Annotated in this window: 13 protein-coding genes; 10 read left to right on the top strand and 3 right to left on the bottom strand. The window is 40.2% G+C overall.

All coding sequences use genetic code 11. From position 1 onward, the window contains the following. Positions 1-561 precede the first annotated feature (561 nt). The 8 genes from pyrR to C7972_RS21910 all read left to right on the top strand — a co-directional run bounded on the left by pyrR (position 562) and on the right by C7972_RS21910 (position 8,062). The gene (pyrR, locus tag C7972_RS21945; RefSeq protein WP_031442958.1) at positions 562-1,101 is read left to right on the top strand and encodes a bifunctional pyr operon transcriptional regulator/uracil phosphoribosyltransferase PyrR; all 540 of its coding nucleotides are present in this window, start codon (positions 562-564) and stop codon (positions 1,099-1,101) included. A 2-nt stretch (positions 1,102-1,103) separates the two neighbouring features. Continuing rightward, positions 1,104-2,030, top strand: coding sequence for an aspartate carbamoyltransferase catalytic subunit (locus C7972_RS21940; protein ID WP_110358309.1), 927 nt, complete (start codon positions 1,104-1,106; stop codon positions 2,028-2,030). Positions 2,031-2,037: 7 nt separating this feature from the next. After that, entirely contained in the window at positions 2,038-2,370 is a 333-nt protein-coding gene (locus C7972_RS21935; protein ID WP_110358308.1) for a ribonuclease Z, read from the top strand. 144 nt (positions 2,371-2,514) lie between these two features. Beyond that, positions 2,515-3,420 carry a ribonuclease Z gene (locus tag C7972_RS21930; RefSeq protein WP_110358307.1) on the top strand — a complete coding sequence of 302 codons (906 nt, stop codon included), beginning with the start codon at positions 2,515-2,517 and terminating at the stop codon, positions 3,418-3,420. Positions 3,421-3,727: 307 nt separating this feature from the next. After that, positions 3,728-4,375 (top strand): pyridoxamine 5'-phosphate oxidase, encoded by a 648-nt coding sequence (gene pdxH / locus C7972_RS21925; protein WP_110358306.1) that lies wholly within the window; start codon positions 3,728-3,730, stop codon positions 4,373-4,375. A 221-nt stretch (positions 4,376-4,596) separates the two neighbouring features. Beyond that, positions 4,597-5,079, top strand: coding sequence for a histidine phosphatase family protein (locus C7972_RS21920; RefSeq protein WP_110358305.1), 483 nt, complete (start codon positions 4,597-4,599; stop codon positions 5,077-5,079). A 2-nt stretch (positions 5,080-5,081) separates the two neighbouring features. Further along, complete coding sequence (ppk1, locus tag C7972_RS21915) at positions 5,082-7,160, top strand: polyphosphate kinase 1 (RefSeq protein WP_110358304.1); 2,079 nt, start codon at positions 5,082-5,084, stop codon at positions 7,158-7,160. A gap of 14 nt (positions 7,161-7,174) precedes the next feature. Next, a complete protein-coding gene (locus tag C7972_RS21910; protein ID WP_110358303.1) occupies positions 7,175-8,062 on the top strand; it encodes a Ppx/GppA phosphatase family protein in 888 nt (295 codons plus the stop codon). A gap of 152 nt (positions 8,063-8,214) precedes the next feature. Here C7972_RS21910 and C7972_RS21905 read toward each other — a convergent pair whose 3' ends face one another. Beyond that, positions 8,215-8,796 carry a tRNA-(ms[2]io[6]A)-hydroxylase gene (locus tag C7972_RS21905; protein ID WP_110358302.1) on the bottom strand — a complete coding sequence of 194 codons (582 nt, stop codon included), beginning with the start codon at positions 8,794-8,796 and terminating at the stop codon, positions 8,215-8,217. A 177-nt stretch (positions 8,797-8,973) separates the two neighbouring features. Here C7972_RS21905 and C7972_RS21900 point away from each other — a divergent pair, with 177 nt between their 5' ends. Next, positions 8,974-9,831 carry an EboA domain-containing protein gene (locus C7972_RS21900; protein ID WP_110358301.1) on the top strand — a complete coding sequence of 286 codons (858 nt, stop codon included), beginning with the start codon at positions 8,974-8,976 and terminating at the stop codon, positions 9,829-9,831. A 75-nt stretch (positions 9,832-9,906) separates the two neighbouring features. On the opposite strand, the gene C7972_RS21895 is transcribed toward C7972_RS21900, so the two are convergent. Further along, positions 9,907-11,853: an auracyanin family protein gene (locus tag C7972_RS21895; RefSeq protein ID WP_220020937.1), complete on the bottom strand. Its 1,947-nt coding sequence runs from the start codon at positions 11,851-11,853 to the stop codon at positions 9,907-9,909. Positions 11,854-11,858: 5 nt separating this feature from the next. Next, the gene (locus C7972_RS21890) at positions 11,859-13,748 is read right to left on the bottom strand and encodes a family 16 glycoside hydrolase (RefSeq protein WP_110358300.1); all 1,890 of its coding nucleotides are present in this window, start codon (positions 13,746-13,748) and stop codon (positions 11,859-11,861) included. Between the two features lie 418 nt (positions 13,749-14,166). On the opposite strand from C7972_RS21890, the gene C7972_RS21885 reads away from it, so the two are divergent. Beyond that, a complete protein-coding gene (locus C7972_RS21885) occupies positions 14,167-17,517 on the top strand; it encodes a ThuA domain-containing protein (RefSeq protein ID WP_110358299.1) in 3,351 nt (1,116 codons plus the stop codon). The last annotated feature ends 215 nt before the right edge of the window (positions 17,518-17,732 follow it).

Here is a 17,732-nt window from a genome sequence, read left to right as displayed (position 1 = left end):
ATTGCGTCTGATTATTGGTCTTCCAAACGACATTGCTTTTCATACCATTAAGATAAGAAAATCAATACTTTTTTTAAAATCATAAACAAAAAAAAAGAGACTGCCTTTTTAGACAGCCTCTTTTTTGTTGGTAAAATTTACTGGTTTTGGATTCCTTTTGGGGTTTCTATGATCAATAGTTTTATTTAATAGGAGTAATTTAGTAAAACCAATGATTAAATTATTCTTTCATTTTACTCAATTGGTTGTTATTGATTTTTAATGGTATTCATGAATGCTACGCATTTGGGCGATGCAAAAAATGAACAGGACACAAACTTGAGATAGTAAATTATATTTTTTTGCAATTCGCACACAACTTTTGAGATTGATCCGTTTCTATTACAATTGTACATTCTTTTAGGGGTAGGCTTGGTTCCAATGCAAACCAAAGGTTTTCAGGGTGTTGTATATGGGTTCAAATTACTTATTTCAGATCTGTAAGGGTCTTTTGTTTTTATGGCGGCAATATTAAATAGAAATCCCTACTTTTGTAATTCAAAAGCATTGGCCAAATCATCTATGAGTCAAAAAGTATTACTTTCTTCCAAAGAAATAAATATTATCCTGCATCGCCTGGCTTGCCAATTATTAGAAAACCATCTCGATTTTAAAAATACCGTTCTCATAGGGATACAGCCTAGAGGGATATTTTTGGCTTCACGCCTTGCCAAGATCCTTAAAGAGGATTATGGGGTAAAAAAAATAGATTTAGGATTCTTGGACATTACATTTTACCGCGACGATTTTAGGAGAGGCGACAAGACCTTGGAAGCCAACAAGACCAAAATCGATTTTCTAGTTGAGGATAAGAAGGTAGTTTTTGTAGATGATGTACTTTATACGGGCAGAAGTATAAGGGCGGCTTTAACGGCGATCCAGTCTTTTGGGAGGCCGTTGGAAATAGAGTTGTTGACATTGATCGACCGGCGTTTTAGTAGGCATTTGCCAATACAGCCCAATTATAGAGGGCGGCAAGTAGATGCTATAAATGGAGAAAAGGTAAAGGTAATGTGGGAGGAAAATGATGGAGAGGATGTAATATATTTAGTAAAGACATAGGTATGGGCGAATTAAGTGTAAAACACTTGTTGGGAATCAAGTATCTGAAGGAATCGGATATTCAGCTCATTTTTGAAACTGCAGATCACTTTAAGGAAGTGATCAACCGATCTATTAAAAAAGTTCCTTCCCTACGCGATATCACCATAGCCAATATATTTTTTGAAAACAGTACCCGTACACGACTTTCCTTTGAATTGGCAGAAAAGAGACTGTCCGCAGATGTTGTTAATTTTTCCGCAGCGCAATCTTCAGTAAAAAAAGGGGAGACCTTGATCGATACCGTAAATAATATCCTTTCCATGAAGGTAGATATGGTGGTAATGCGACATCCCAACCCCGGAGCGGGAATCTTCCTTTCCAAACACGTTAAGGCCTCTATAGTCAATGCAGGGGACGGTGCCCATGAGCATCCAACTCAAGCCTTATTGGATTCCTATTCCATTAGGGAAAAATTGGGGGACGTGGCAGGAAAAAATGTAGTTATCGTAGGGGATATCCTTCATTCACGGGTGGCACTTTCCAATATCTTTGCCCTGCAATTACAGGGCGCCAATGTAAAGGTGTGCGGACCTAGGACCTTGCTTCCCAAACATATAGAATCCTTGGGTGTCACTGTAGAAACCAATCTGAGAAAAGCCTTGAACTGGTGCGATGTTGCCAATATGCTGCGAATTCAGAATGAAAGACTCGATATTAGTTATTTCCCGACTACAAGGGAGTACACCCAGCAGTATGGGGTTAATAAAGCCTTGTTGAACAGTCTGGACAAGGAAGTTGTAATTATGCACCCAGGGCCCATTAACCGCGGAGTGGAAATAACCAGTGATGTAGCGGATTCCAAACAATCCATTATATTGAACCAGGTAGAAAATGGGGTCGCCATACGTATGGCTGTGATTTACTTGTTGGCGTCAAAAATTAAATGAAAGGCCTATGATTTTGGATAAAGAAGGAAATGTAACCACTGTGCTTCAAGAAAATATCTCCTTGAACAAGTTTCTATCCAATCTTAAGGAAATATATCCCAAAATTAAGAACGATCACATAATTGTGAACCTTTTTTCTTTTTCAAAACTGACCTCCAACGACGTTTTGGAATTTTTGGAAATCTCCAATGCCCATCGAAAGACTAAAAAATCCTTCGTCCTGGTAACTGGAAAAGTTTCCTATGACGAGGTCCCGGACCATATCTGTGTGGTGCCTACCATTCAAGAGGCAAAGGATATTATAGAAATGGAGGAGATTGAAAGGGACTTGGAACTTTAAAAATAAATAATTTATAAGTGATAGTGGAAGAAGGATTATAATTGTAATGATTGCCATATTTAGTGGGTTATCATTGTGGTTTGTAAGTCTTTTGAATATAACCAGGGTATAATCTTCCATTTTCCACTTCAATATTGCCTTTTTATGAAGCTAACCGTATTGGGTTGTTACGCGGCAACACCAAGATCTTTTAACAATCCCACGTCGCAAGTACTGGAGATTAAGAATCAATTGTTTTTGATAGACTGTGGAGAAGGGACACAGGTGCAATTGCGTAAGAGCAAGATAAAATTTTCCCGTATCAATCATATTTTAATATCACATTTGCACGGAGACCATTTTTTTGGTCTACCCGGATTAATATCTACTTTTAGGTTGTTGGGCAGGACCAATGAACTACATGTTTACGGCCCGAAGGGAATTAAGGAGGCAATTACCCTTTTTCTCAAATTGGGGGATTCTTGGACCAATTATCCACTTCTTTTCCATGAATTGACTTCAAATGAGCCAGAACGGATATTTGGGGATGACAAGGTGTCCATAACCACAATTCCATTGGAACACAGGATATATACCAATGGTTTTCTGATCAGGGAGGAGTTGGGAGAACGCAAATTAAATGTAGAGGCCGTTGCAAAGTACAAAATAGATAAATGTTACTTTCAAAATATTAAACTGGGAAAGGACATTACCTTGGACAACCAGGAAGTGATACCCAATGCCTTAATTACCTTTGATCCTCCTGCAGCAAAGAGTTATGCTTTTTGTAGTGATACGGCCTTTTCCCCAAAAATTGTTCCTTGGATCCAGAATGTTGATGTCTTATATCACGAGGCCACATTCTTGGAGACGGAAAAAAGATTGGCCCCCAAAACAAAACATTCCACCGCCAAGGAGGCTGCTACCATTGCCAGGGAGGCCAATGTAGGGATGTTGATATTGGGACATTTTTCAACCAGGTACCAATCTTTGGACCTCTTTAGGGAAGAGGCCAAAACCATATTTCCAAATGTGGAACTAGCGGACGACGGTAAGGAGTTTGAGCTATAGCCCAGGAAATAGCTGTCACTTTACAGGGGAGCCAATGAAGATCTAGATGTTGTACGACTTTAGGTCTAGATCGGTAACCTCCAAATGTACCGGGTTTTTAACGGATACTTCTTTAAATTTCCCGTTTTGATAAAAGTAGAATGTATTAGTTTCCCGGGACCATTGGTAATCTACGTCTGCAAATTATCGTATGGGTCTTTCCCATGTATATAGTGCTTAAAAAAACTCCACTTACTTTTCGCATTTCAGTTTGTTTTGTGCAATTTTGTATATTAACTTTTCGCGATAATAATATCCAAGAATACATATGCAAAAAGACCTAGGGAATTACAGGAAGTCCTATGAGAAAAGCTCTCTTACAGAAGAGGTTATTTCGGATAACCCTATGGAATTATTTCAAAAATGGTTTTATGAAGTTGAAGCTTCCGAAGGAGTGGATGAACCCAATGCCATGACGGTGTCTACCATAGGTTTGGACGGGTTTCCAAAGAACAGGGTGGTATTGTTGAAGAAATACACCTATGAAGGTTTTATTTTTTATACCAATTATGAAAGTGAAAAGGGCAGGGCCATTACCCAAAATCCCAATGTGTGTATTTCTTTTTTTTGGCCCAATATGGAAAGGCAGATCATTATAAAGGGAAGGGCGGAGAAAATAGCGGAAAATTTATCTGACGGATATTTTGAATCACGACCCGAGGGGAGTAAACTGGGAGCAATAGTATCCAAACAGAGCGAGGTGGTTCCGAGCAGGGAATATTTGGAAAAGAAATTAAAGGCGTTGGAGAAGGAATATGATAATAAGGAGATAGAACGTCCCAAATACTGGGGCGGCTTTATTGTAAAACCTATATCCATGGAATTCTGGCAGGGACGTCCCAATAGGTTGCACGATAGGATACGCTATAGTTTACAGGCTAATTTGGATTGGAAAATGGAAAGGTTGGCACCTTGATTTTTAGCAATACATTGGATTTGAATTGTCCTGGGGATGTGCAATTTATTTAAAGGACATAAGGGAAACGGACGAATACAAAATTTGACAATTTTCCTAAAAGGCAATATTTTAAGTATTTAATGTTAGGGTGTAGTCTGTGATTACCGGTGGAGCCGGGGAGGCACACATTCTCAATTTTTAGTTTTCTTTTTTTCAATAAATTTAAAGGATGTAAACGTATGAAAACGGTAATATTGGTAAGGCACGGAAAATCTTCTTGGGAATACAATGTTTCGGATAGGGATAGACCACTAATGGAAAGGGGGATAAAGGATGTGAATAAGGTGGCCAAGGAATTTTCGTCCAATTTAAACCATATTGATGCAGCTTATTCCAGTCCGGCCAATAGAGCCTTGCATACCGCTATGATTTTTTTAAGAGCCATAAATTATTCATACACAAAATTTCAATTGTCCAATGACTTATATGATTTTTCGGGTGAGGATGTATGTCGATTTATAAAAGGACTGAACAATGACAAGGATACTGTTATTATATTTGGACATAACGAAGCCTTTACACATATTGCCAATTCCCTTGGAAACATGTATATTGACAATGTTCCTACCAGTGGGCTGGTACAATTACAATTTGACACAAACGATTGGGGTACCGTAACAAAAGGTATTACGGTACGGACACTTTTTCCAAAACAATTATAAGAATGATCAAGAGTAAAAATCAATATATAAATAGAGAAATAAGTTGGTTAAGTTTTAATGAGAGGGTTTTACAGGAAAGTGCAGACAAGAATGTTCCTTTAATTGAGCGACTCCGGTTTTTAGGGATATTTTCCAATAACTTGGACGAATTCTTTAAGGTAAGGTATGCCACCGTTAAAAGAATAGTGGATGCTGGAAGATCCGGGAAAAGTGTTCTGGGCGGGGAAACAGCAAAGGATCTTCTCGAGGAAATCACCGAAATCGTAATTAAACAGCAAACCAAAAGCTTAAAGATATTAAGCGATATTGAAAAGGAATTGGAAACCCAGAATATTTTTTTGATCAATGAAAAAAAAATCACGGAGTCCCAATGTTCCTTTATAAAGAATTATTTTATCGAAAAGGTCAGTCCAGTTTTGATGACCATTATTTTAAACGATTTGGCCGGCTTCCCCATGCTAAAGGATACAGCGGCCTATCTGGCGGTAAAACTGATTTTAAAGAAAGAGCCGGGCAGCAAATCCAATGTCAAGGAAAAGCGATATGCACTAATAGAAATACCTAAGGGTATAGATCGTTTTGTGGTGTTGCCGAAGGAGGGCGATAAAAATTATATCATCATTCTCGATGATCTTATCAGGTATTGCCTGGGGAGTATTTTTAATATGTTCGACTATGAATCCATCTCGGCGCATATGATAAAAATTACCCGTGATGCCGAGTTGGACATGGATAATGACTTAAGCAAGAGTTTTATTGAAAAAATATCGTCCAGTGTTGAGCATCGAAAAATAAGTGATCCAGTGCGCTTTGTGTACGATAAGAGCATAGGTAAGGATACGCTCGATTTCTTAAAGGAAAAAATGGATATAGAGGACACGGATAGTGTAATTCCAGGGGGTAGATATCACAATAGACGGGATTATATGGGCTTTCCCAGCTTGGGCAGAAATGATCTCATGTACGCTAAGATTACCCCACTTCCCATAAAGGGAATTTCATTGGAGGGCAGCCTTTTTGAGCGGATAGCGGAAAAAGATTTCCTGCAGTATACCCCATATCAGACCTTTTCCTACATTATCAAGTTTCTAAGGGAGGCGGCCCTGGATCCCAAGGTGAGAAATATCAAGATTACAGTATACAGATTGGCCGATAACTCCCAGGTGGCGGCCTCCTTGATAAATGCCGTAAAAAATGGAAAACAGGTAACGGTACAGATAGAGTTACAGGCCAGGTTTGACGAACAGGCCAATATTGAATATGCGGAACAGTTACAATCCGAGGGGGTAAAACTTATTTTTGGTGTGCGTGGCTTAAAAGTGCATAGCAAAATATGTCTGGTAGAGCGGGAAGAAGGGACACAAATTAAACGCTACGGATTTGTTAGTACAGGTAACTTTAATGAATCAACGGCCCGTATCTATACGGATTATACCCTATTTACGGCACATGATGGGATACTGAAGGAATTGAACAAAGTCTTTGATTTCTTTGAAACTACCTATAAGATCAATAAATACAAACATCTGATTGTTTCTCCGCATTATACCAAAAATGTGTTCAAGAAGTTGATCGATAAGGAAATTCAAAATGCCAAGGCGGGCAAGGAGGCCTATATCAAGATAAAAATGAACAGTTTTACCTCCTATAAAATGGTGGACAAACTGTATGAGGCCAGTAGGGCAGGAGTAAAAATTCAGCTTATTATCAGGGGTATTTGCTGTTTGGTGCCAGGGGTTAAGGGAATGAGTGAAAACATAGAGGCTGTTAGTATTGTGGATAAATTTTTGGAGCACCCTAGGATCTTCATTTTTGGAAATGATGGTAATTCCAAAGTATATATATCCTCGGCCGATTGGATGACGAGAAATTTGGACTATCGTGTAGAAGTTGGAGTACCTATTTATGATGGGGACGTTAAACAAGAGCTTTTGGATACCTTTGATATTTCTTGGAGGGATAATGTAAAGGCAAGGGTGTTTTCCGAAAAACATGATAATGCCTATAGAAGGAACAATAATCCCAAAGTGCGTTCACAATTCGCCACCTATGATTACTACCTTAATAAATTGAATTCCTAAAAAAAACAGCTACTTTGAAAGTTCGGAAATATGCGGCCATAGACATAGGCTCCAATGCCATACGGTTGCTTACACATAACGTAATTGAAGAAGAAGGGAAAGATACCCTTTTTAGAAAAAGTGCCTTGGTCCGATTGCCAATTAGGTTAGGGGAAGATGTATTTAAGAATGGAACTATTTCCAAACGTAATGAAGAGCGGTTGTTGAATGCTATGAAGGCATTTCAGCTCTTAATGGAAGTACATGGGGTGGAAAAATATATGGCCTGTGCAACTTCGGCTATGAGGGAAGCGGATAATGGACAGCTGGTTATAGACAATATCTTAGAGGCCACAGGGGTACAGATTCAGTTGATAGATGGGGAAAGGGAGGCTTCTATTATAGCTTCCACAGACCTTAAGAATCTGATTAGGAAAGATGAAACTTATCTTTATATAGATGTGGGAGGAGGGAGTACCGAGTTCACTGTTTTTTCCGAAGGGAAGATAAAAATTTCGGAATCCTTTAAAATTGGAACTGTTCGGCTCCTAAATGATATGGTAGATGATACCAAGTGGAATGAATTGGAACACTGGCTGAAGAAACACGTGAAGGGACTTCCCAATTTATCGATCATTGGTTCTGGAGGAAATATTAATAAATTACATAAAATGTCTGGTAGAAAGGAGGGGGAGTCCCTTTCCTATATTTGGTTAAGGGCGCAATATCATTTTCTGACGAGCCTGACATTTGAGGAAAGGATTTCGGAATTGGGACTAAATCCTGATAGGGCGGATGTAATTATTCCTGCAACGCAAATTTTTGTCTCCTCCGCCAAATGGGTCGGAGCCAAAAAAATTCATGTTCCTAAAATAGGCTTGTCAGACGGGATAATAAAAACCCTGTACTACGCCAAAGAGTAAGGATTTCCAGAACAACTTATAGGTTTATTAGTGAAACTCAATTTTGAGAAGTCGGTAAGACGCACTTAAAATTGTAAGTTGAACTAATCCCGCCTTTTTCGGCGGGATCTAGGTTCAATACCTTTTATTGACCTTATTTCCAGGAAGCCAATTTAACCGTGTACGGTTTCAGAAGTACCTAGATCCTTCATGATAGATGCTTCATATGATAATAATGCATCCCATTTTTGGTCCACTTCCTTACGATCCCCATACTTGCGGGCGAAGTTTAGGAACATAGTGTAATGACCTGCCTCACTGATCATTAGTTTGTGGTAAAAATCAGCAAGCTCCTTGTCCTGTAATTGCTCGGATAATAATCTAAAGCGTTCACAGCTTCGGGCTTCGATTAATGCGGCATATAACAAACGGTGCACCAATTGGGTGGTTCTGCTGCCACCTTTGGGAAAAAATTTTAATAAGGCAACAACATATTCGTCCTTTCTGTCTCTTCCAAGTGTTTTTCCACGATCCAATATTCGGTCGTGAACCATTTTAAAATGTCCCATTTCCTCCCTGGACAAGGCTATCATTTCTTGGGTAAGTTCTGTGTATTCGGGAAAGCTAACGATCAATGAAATAGCCGTACTTGCGGCCTTTTGCTCACAATAGGCATGATCTGTTAATATTTCATCGATATTTTTCTCAACAATGTTGACCCATCTTGGGTCTGTGGGTAATTTTAAACCTAACATAGCACAATTTTCTATTTCAAAAATAGAAAGAATACCATAAACCGCGGTAATTTATGCTGATATAGTTTTATATTTAAACCTTCTTTGTAGACAGGGTGGAATCATATGAATTGCTCATGGTCTTACTAAACGTAATATTGAAATTTATAGTTTAACACGGAATAAATATATTGTAATATGTTGTTTAAAAATATCGGTACCCAGCTTCTGAAAATTTTAGAGGATAATGTGGACAAAGAAAACAGACAATGGCTGTTTTCGAAAATTGAAGGTATTGTGGAATCAGAGTCTACAAAGGATTTGTATCTGACCTATAGCTTGGTGCCCGCGAAAATTAAATCTGAAAAAGATCTTTCGCTTTTATTGGATGATAAGGAATTAAAGGATTACCTAGAAGTTCAACATGCCAATCTTCAGCAGATAGGGAGAATTTATTTGCTTTATAAGGTATTGGAGGCCAAGGAAGAATTTTTTAAGGCCAAGGTGGCCAATATTATTGAGGTGGCGGATAAGGGCGAACTTGAAACCTTCCTGAAATTTTTGGTATTGTTGCCCCATCCTGAAAACTATAAAGTACAGGCAGTGGAAGCACTTAGGACCAATATTTCTACCGTTTTTGATGCTATAGCGTTAAACAACCCGTATCCTGCGCTTTATTTTAATGAACAGCAATGGAACCAAATGTACCTTAAGGCAGCGTTTATGCAGCAAAATCTAAATGAAATAGTGCAGGTGGAAAAAAGGGGGAACAAGGAACTTGCAAGAATTATTTCGGATTACGCCCACGAGCGTTGGGCGGCATCAAGGGAGATAGATCCCTGCTTTTGGAGGCCTGTGGGCAATTTTATGAACGACAAACTCCTAAAGGATATGAAACGGTTATTTGCCAGTGAAAATATGGCCGAAAGAAAAGCGGCCGCTCTTTGTTGTTACCATTCCAATTCAAGTGAGGCTAAGGCAATGTTGGAGGGGTATTCCGAGCTCGTAAAGGGAATTGAAAGTGGAAATATTACCTGGGGCAACATAAAGGAATAGGACTGTGTTTTAAAAATAAAAGAGCGGCTCAATATTGCCATTGAGCCGCTCTTTTTTTTGATTTTTTTTAAAATATTACTTCTTCAATGAATTGATCCACCCGGCAATTTTAAGGGCTTCATCTTTGGGCACATGGGGCATAGGTGCCATGGGGGTTGCGTATTCAGGCCAATTTTTGGGCTGTGGGTTATATATTAACTCCACTATTTTTTCATTGTTGTAATTGCGTTTTGATATCTCGGTAAATGAAGGCCCAATGACCCTCTTTTCCTTATGGTGGCATGCAACACAAGTGTTGGACATCAAAAGTGGCTGTACTTCGGTGTCCGACAATACCTTGTTCTTGACTGAAGGTTTTTTTGGAGCCGGTTTCCTAAAGCTGACAGCTTTTTTTAATAAACTACTTCGCTTGGTGGAGAGTTCGGATGCGGGAGTTAAAGCTCCTTCAGGTATATTATTTAGGGTGTAGTACAAGGTAGGATGTAAAATGGTGTGACCGGATTCCTTGGCTTTTACCCCGGGCAACATAATTTCGTGGACATAGTATTGCCTAATATTGTCAATGACTATGCGGACCTTCATGCCATCATCACTCACTTTTACCCCTTTAATCTTAATTTCCTCAATATTTGTCTGTGGACTACCGTAGGCTGCATGATATTTATAAATGTAACTTTTTCCGAAATAGGAATCCAGATCCTCGGCCGAAGCTTTGTCCACGGGCAAAGTAAATTCAATTTCAAAACCATCGGGCGTGGCGCTTACAGTTTTCATTTCAAAAGGGGTACGTCCGGTCCAGGTTAAATATTCCAGACCAGAATTGGTGGTGCCGGCAGAACCCCAACCTCTGTTGGTCTCCCCTACGAAAAGCTTTCCATCATTATCAAAATCCATACGCATCACACCTGACTGAAAACCTGCTCTGAAATCGAAGGCTACACCCTGGTATTCTCCCTTCACTTTTTCCAAGACTACCCTCATTATCTTACTCTGCCCCATGTCGCCCACTAGTAATTGTCCTTCAAATGGACCAAATTTACCCTTGGTTTCATCGACCTTGATTTCGGAATTGGATATGCCCAAAATACCATGTGGCAATATGACCGCAGGTAATTTTAATTCGGGGAAGGATTTTTTTATTTCATAGGCAAAAGCTGGATTTTTTTCGTCCATGATGTTTTCAGGCTTCACATAACGCCCATTTACCTTGACCTGCCTTTTATCCAATTTGCTATAGAATTCGTCCTCGGTAAGTTTAATTGGAGAATCCTCATGCCCGGTCCATCTAAGTCCGGCCGGATGTCCGGCAAAGGCACCTTTTGGAAGATGCCAAATAGCGCCTGAACCTACCCAGTCTCCTTGATTGTCCGTGTAAAACAATTCCCCGTCTACCAGGCCATAACCTGCTGGGGATCGCATACCCGTTGCCCAGGGTTCCATTTTTCCATCTTCGGTGATTTTCATGGTCCAGGCCCTCCAGGGTACCCTGCTTTCCCCTCTCCACCATTCTTCATTTCCGAAGGCCACATTGGCCGTTACAAAAAAGGTATTGTCCGGAGCCAATACCGGACCAAAGGAATACTCGTGGTAGTGGGTAGAAATAGGCCAAGCATATATGGTCTTGTACTCATCTGCCACGTCATCACCGTTGGTGTCAATTAGTTTGGTCAACTCTCCTCTTTGGGCAGTATATAGGGCTTGGTCATGATAGGCCAATCCTAAAGGTTCGTGCAATCCGGAGGCGAATTTTTTAAAAGTTGGGGATACTCCATTGGCCATGGATGGATTTTCAATAATCCAAACATCTCCCCGTCTGGTGCAAACAGCAAGTTTTCCATTGGGAAGGGCCAACACCCCTCCTCCTTCCATCTGGATGCCCTCGGGCGTTGGTACCGTAATTAACCTGTAGTAGTCATCCTCGGTTGGTGCATTTTGTGCCAAGAGGGTTGTGGCTGATAAAAATAGCGTAGCACAACATAATATGCCTATTCCTCTAATTGTATTTTTCGTAATGGTTCTCATATTTCTTACCAAATTATTTCATATTTAATAGTGCTTCCATCCACAGGAATAATTAATTCCGTCTCATTATTTACCTCCCTAATAATAGGTTCCTGACCGGATAATACGTTTATGTAGAATTGGTGATCATTGATGTCAAAAGACCCGTCGGCCAATTTTTTGGCCTTTCCGGAGGCAATCTTATAGTACCAATTGGGTTCCCCTATTTTGGAAAAATGCACCTCATTGATAAAATGGGTGTTTTTGTCATTGGGGTAAACCCTGTTCTCCACAGCAACACCTTTATAGGTGTATTTAAAGATTGGAAGACCATTTTCTGGGTTCATGCTATATCCTCCGGATTTAAATTCGGGAGCGCTGCCCTTTCTTGGAAACGGACTTTGTAAATCGCTTAGAGCGGATAAAGGTTGGTTTAAAAAAGTCCATAGGACCGCACCATTTGGCCTAAAGGAGCCATCACCTCTACTATGCCACATGGGGGTGGCATCAACAAAGTTGCCACGCCACATACCAACGAGATTTTCCGTCCCCATATCATATACAAAATTTAAGCCTTTAGGAGTCCCTACACCAATGGTGTGGGAAAGACGCTCCTGGTTACCTCCAAAACTTACAAAACCCCTTAGCATTCGTGGTGTAGCCTCTGCATTGACCAAAATAGGGGAAACGGAATTTATTTTTGGTGGGTAGGAATCGTAAACGTGGAAGGTTTTTGGATTGGTTTGTTCCGTTGAAATTGATAGGCCTAATCTCGGGGCCCTCCAGCCCGCATTTTTTATATTGATCAAAGTAAATGCATGGTCTCCCGCAGTTAAAGAAACAGTTTTTTCCAATTCTTCCTGGGCGCCGGTGGAATTATTTGTGGCTATGGTTTTACCATCCAGGGAGAAGGAGATGCCTCCGGTATATCCAATGGTAAAGATATAATTGCCCGCTTCCGGAACATTAATGCTTCCTGAATAGTGAAGGCCATAACGATCTTCCTCCTCTACCACATTGACATCTATTAGTTTTCCGGATTTCTTTTCGGAGGCCTCTGCAGCTTCCAAATCTTCCAGACCTTTAAAATCGCCTTTATAGGTAACGTAACTTAAATTGGTCATGGTGACCCCGGACTCTTTCAAGAGTTGATACTTTATATTCCTAAAGGCCATAGGACCATGATCTCCTTGGATCATTAACGGGCCCATTGCGGTTTCTTCCGTGGAGATAGGACCTCCAGTAGGTAAAGGTACCTCTACATTGCTATGGATCAAGACATCGTTCAAGAATACGGAAACAAATTTTGCATTGGCAATTTTATTTCCGACATCATCAAATTTAGGGGCTTCAAAATGAATTTTGACCTTTTGCCATAAACCAGGGGCTTTGGCAGGATTGCTCAAAGGTGTAATGCCTAAGAATTTCTTGGAAGGTTCTTCTTCCCAGTTCCGATGGATGCCTCCAAAATCATAGGAGGTAGGATTCATAACGCCCCAGCTATCCTTTATTTGAAGTTCATACCTGCCTTGTAGGTAAATACCCGAATTTGATCCATTGGGAATTAAGATCTCCATTTCCAATTTTATATCACCATGTTCCCATTTCGACAAAAGATGGTCTTTTTGGGTAAAGGTGTAATCGTTGAACAAAACACCTGTTCCAGGTTCTGTATGGATAGGATGTAAGGTTTCTTTAGACTTTTTTAGTTTGCGTTTTTCCTTCTTGGTTAAAATAGCCGGTGCTGGATCTTGATGGGTGTGGACTGTTATGTTCCTGTCTGCAACGACATCACCTACTATTTTCCAATTTTCGGAGGGGTCTTTAAACTCGTTTAAATTTTCTAAGGATAATGGCTCCTGTGCCAAAAGGATAAAACCAGAAAATAAAAAGAGTATTGATAATTTGATTTTCATTTGGTTATTTTGGGTTTCTAATTTATAGGCCTTAAAAGTATCACATAAATTATTTTAAAGAGGGACTAAAATTATTTTTTAACATTTGGACATGGCCTAGGTAGGGCTTTCAAAAGAGTGTTTTTTTAGCCGGTACCTAAAGAATTATTGGTGGATTTCGCACTGTGCCAATTGCCTATGGATAAACGTAACCTAGGTATTAAATGCCGGTGGTCCTTAATCGTATTTTTTCACTGGTTTGTATAAAAATCTTTTCAAATGATTTAAATTGCTGCATTATTGTGGGTAAAATTGAATTTAAGGCAAAAAAAGTATTTGTAATAGTATAATTTGTTTTTAGCTAAGGTGTTTTTAAGATTGATGTTAAGTCTACCTGCGATACCTTAATACAAAGGTTATACTGAATAAATTAATTAAAATGGGTAATATTTTAAAGTTGGCAATGGGACTAATCCTAGTTTGTTCCCTGGCTTCATGTACTTCGAAAGAGACCAGAATATTGGTGTTTAGTAAAACGGAAGGATTTAGGCATGGATCTATTGAGGCTGGTGCGGAGGCATTGAAAAAATTGGGTACGGAAAATGGATTCTTGGTAGACGCAACTGAAGATGCGACCTATTTTACCGAAGAATTATTAAAGCAATATTCCGCAGTTGTATTTTTAAATACCACTGGTGATGTATTGAATGAGGTACAACAGGCAGATTTTGAGAGATATATTCAAGCTGGTGGGGGATTTTTGGGAATCCATGCGGCGACGGATACTGAATACGCCTGGCCTTGGTACAATAAATTGGTGGGGGCCTATTTTAAGGGACATCCTAGAATTCAAGAGGCAAGGTTGAATATTGTGGATAAGAACCACCCAGCTACCCAATCTATGTCCGATACCTGGATGAAGACGGATGAATGGTATAATTTTAAGGATATCAATCCGGAAATTAAGGTGTTGGTAGAAATTGACGAGACCAGTTATGAGGGAGGGGAAAATGGGGAACACCATCCTATTTCGTGGTATCATGACTATGATGGGGGTAGGTCTTTTTATACTGAAATGGGACATACGGATGCCACTTTTGAAAATCCTATTTTTTTAGATCACCTATTGGGTGGTATTAATTATGCTATAGGGGATACTGCCTTGGATTACAACAGGGCCAGGACCGAAAGGATCCCTGAGGAAAACAGATATGTTCGCAAGGTGCTCGATTTTAACTTGAACGAGCCAATGGAATTGGAAGAATTACCGGGTAGGGGGATTTTGTTCATAGAGCGCCAGGGTGCCTTGAAACTTTACGATTTTAAGGAGGAAAAAACAAAGCAATTGGCCCAGTTGGACCTTTTTTATGGCAATGAAGATGGGTTATTGGGTATAGCTGTGGACCCCGATTATCAGAATAATAATTGGATCTATCTATTTTATTCCGCCCCTGGTGAAAAATCGGAGCAACGAATATCTAGATTTACCTTGGCGGGGGATTCCTTGGATATGGCCTCAGAGAAAAATCTATTGACCATACCTACTCTTCGCAAATGCTGCCACAGTGGCGGAGCTTTGGAATTTGGACCGGACGGTAATTTGTTCATTGGTCTGGGAGACAATACCAACCCCTTTGAATCCTCTGGTTATGCACCCATAGATGAACGGGAGGGCAGAGCCTTATGGGACGCTCAAAAATCGGCGGCCAATACCAATGACCTTAGGGGAAAGATATTGAGGATTAAGCCGGAGGACGATGGAACTTATTCCATACCGGACGGGAATTTGTTCCCGGTTGGTACCCCCAATACAAGACCGGAAATATATGTAATGGGGTGCCGTAACCCCTTTAGATTTTCAATAGATAGTGAAACTGGGTATCTCTATTGGGGAGATATTGGACCCGATGCCGGTAAGGGCGATCCCAATCGGGGACCACATGGAATGGGTGAATTTGACCAGGCCAGAAGAGCTGGAAATTGGGGGTGGCCCTATACCCGTGGCAATAATCAGGCATACAATGATTATGATTTTACCACGGAAACACCCGGTGAAAAATTTGATCCTTCCAAACTAATAAACGATTCCCCGAATAATACAGGATTAATGGAGCTTCCGCCCGCACAGGAATCAATGATATGGTTTTCGTACAGTGCTTCGGAAGAATTTCCTTGGTTGGGTTCTGGAGGGGTAAACCCTATGGCGGGCCCAATTTATCATGCTTCCAACTATCCCAATGCTACCAATAAATTTCCTGAATATTTTGAGGATAAGATTTTATTGTACGAATGGATGAGGGACTGGATCTATGTGGTAACCCTAGATGAAGATCACAACTATGTTAAGGCAGACCCTTTTATGCCCAGCGATGAGTTTTCCCATCCAATGGATATGCTTTTTGCTTCGGATGGCAACCTTTATGTGCTGGAATATGGACAAAAGTGGAATTCACAAAACATGGATGCCCGCTTAAACAGGATTAGTTATGTTAGTGGAAATCGCAAGCCGGTTTCCCGAATTACCTCGGATAAAATGGTTGGTGCCCAACCTTTAACCGTGAATTTTTCAGGGAGTGCTTCCGAAGATTTTGATAGGGACCGGTTGCGGTATGAGTGGTATTTTAATTCTGATGAGGTTCAGGATACCTCAATGGAGCCAAGTTTTACCTTTAATGAACCCGGAAATTATACGGTTCGTTTAAAGGTGACAGATGAAGCTGGAATCACGGATACATCCACCCACAAAATATTGGTGGGCAACGATATTCCCGAATTAAAAATTGAATTGGATACGGAGAACAGAACTTATTGGGACGGGCATAAAGTAGCCTACAAAGTTGTTGTGACCGATAAACAGGATGGCAGTACCCTTGACGGTACCATTGATCCTAAGGATATTAAGGTCACTTTTGATTATATTCCGGAAGGAGAGGATATGGTCAAGGCCACGATTGGACATCAACAGAACACCATACCGGAAGGTAAATTAATTATGGACGATACGGACTGTAAGGCCTGCCATGCCATTAATATAAAGGTAAATGGGCCTTCGTACGAGGAAATAGCGGCGCGCTATACTGCCAAAGACAAAAATTACCTGATAGATAAAATTATCAAAGGAGGCTCGGGGGTATGGGGAGAAAGTATGATGTCCGCACACCCACAGCTTAAGGTTACTGAAGTAGATAAAATAGTTGATTATATTCTTTCATTAAATTCGGAAATTGGCAAGGATGATGATCTATTGCCTATTCAGGGCGAAGTTGAATTTAATTCGCATCAGGCCAAAAATAGCCAAGGAAAGTATGTGTTAATGGCTTCCTATACGGATAAGGGAAGTAAAGAGCAGCCCGAATCTTCACTTTCGGTGAGAGATCAAATCGTTTTTAAATTTCCAAAGTATGTAGGAGCCAATGCCGATGAAAAAAGCGGGGGATTGAGCAATTGGGAGGTGGAAGGCGACCGGGTTGTTGGGTCCATTAAAAATAATTCCTATTTGAAATTCAATGACATTGGCTTGGAGGGTTTAAAAAAGATAGAGCTGTACATGTATTTTGGGGCCGATTACCCCTACGAGGGCAAAGTGGAGATTAGGGAAAACAACCCTGACGGCAAATTAATTGGGGAAAGCTCCCTAAAGTATTATAACAAGGAGAAAGGGGCAAAGAAGAACTTTCTTATTCCAGTGAAGCCCACCAAGGATTTTGATGCCCTCTGCCTTGTTTTTAAAGGTACAGGTGACAAGGAGCAAATAATAGCCAATTTTAACGCCATGATATTGAAGTATTAGACTGGTTGTTGGATAGGTTGTATATGGGATTTTTACGGACTACGGAGAAGTCAACAGTTCGCCTTACTGTTAAAACACTTTTAAAATGGACGTGTTATAATCGTTATAACCCATTAATTAATTAACTTTATCGGTTGGAGTTGCCTTCGATATGGGGATTTTTACCATATTTGGACCTTGTTCCCAATGGCCAGTAACACAATGGAAAAATAGAA

Origin of the sequence: Arenibacter sp. ARW7G5Y1 (genome assembly GCF_003201775.1) — a bacterium.
Lineage (GTDB): Bacteria > Bacteroidota > Bacteroidia > Flavobacteriales > Flavobacteriaceae > Arenibacter.
Note: the sequence above shows the minus strand (reverse complement) of the source record. Positions and strands in the feature narration are given on the sequence as shown.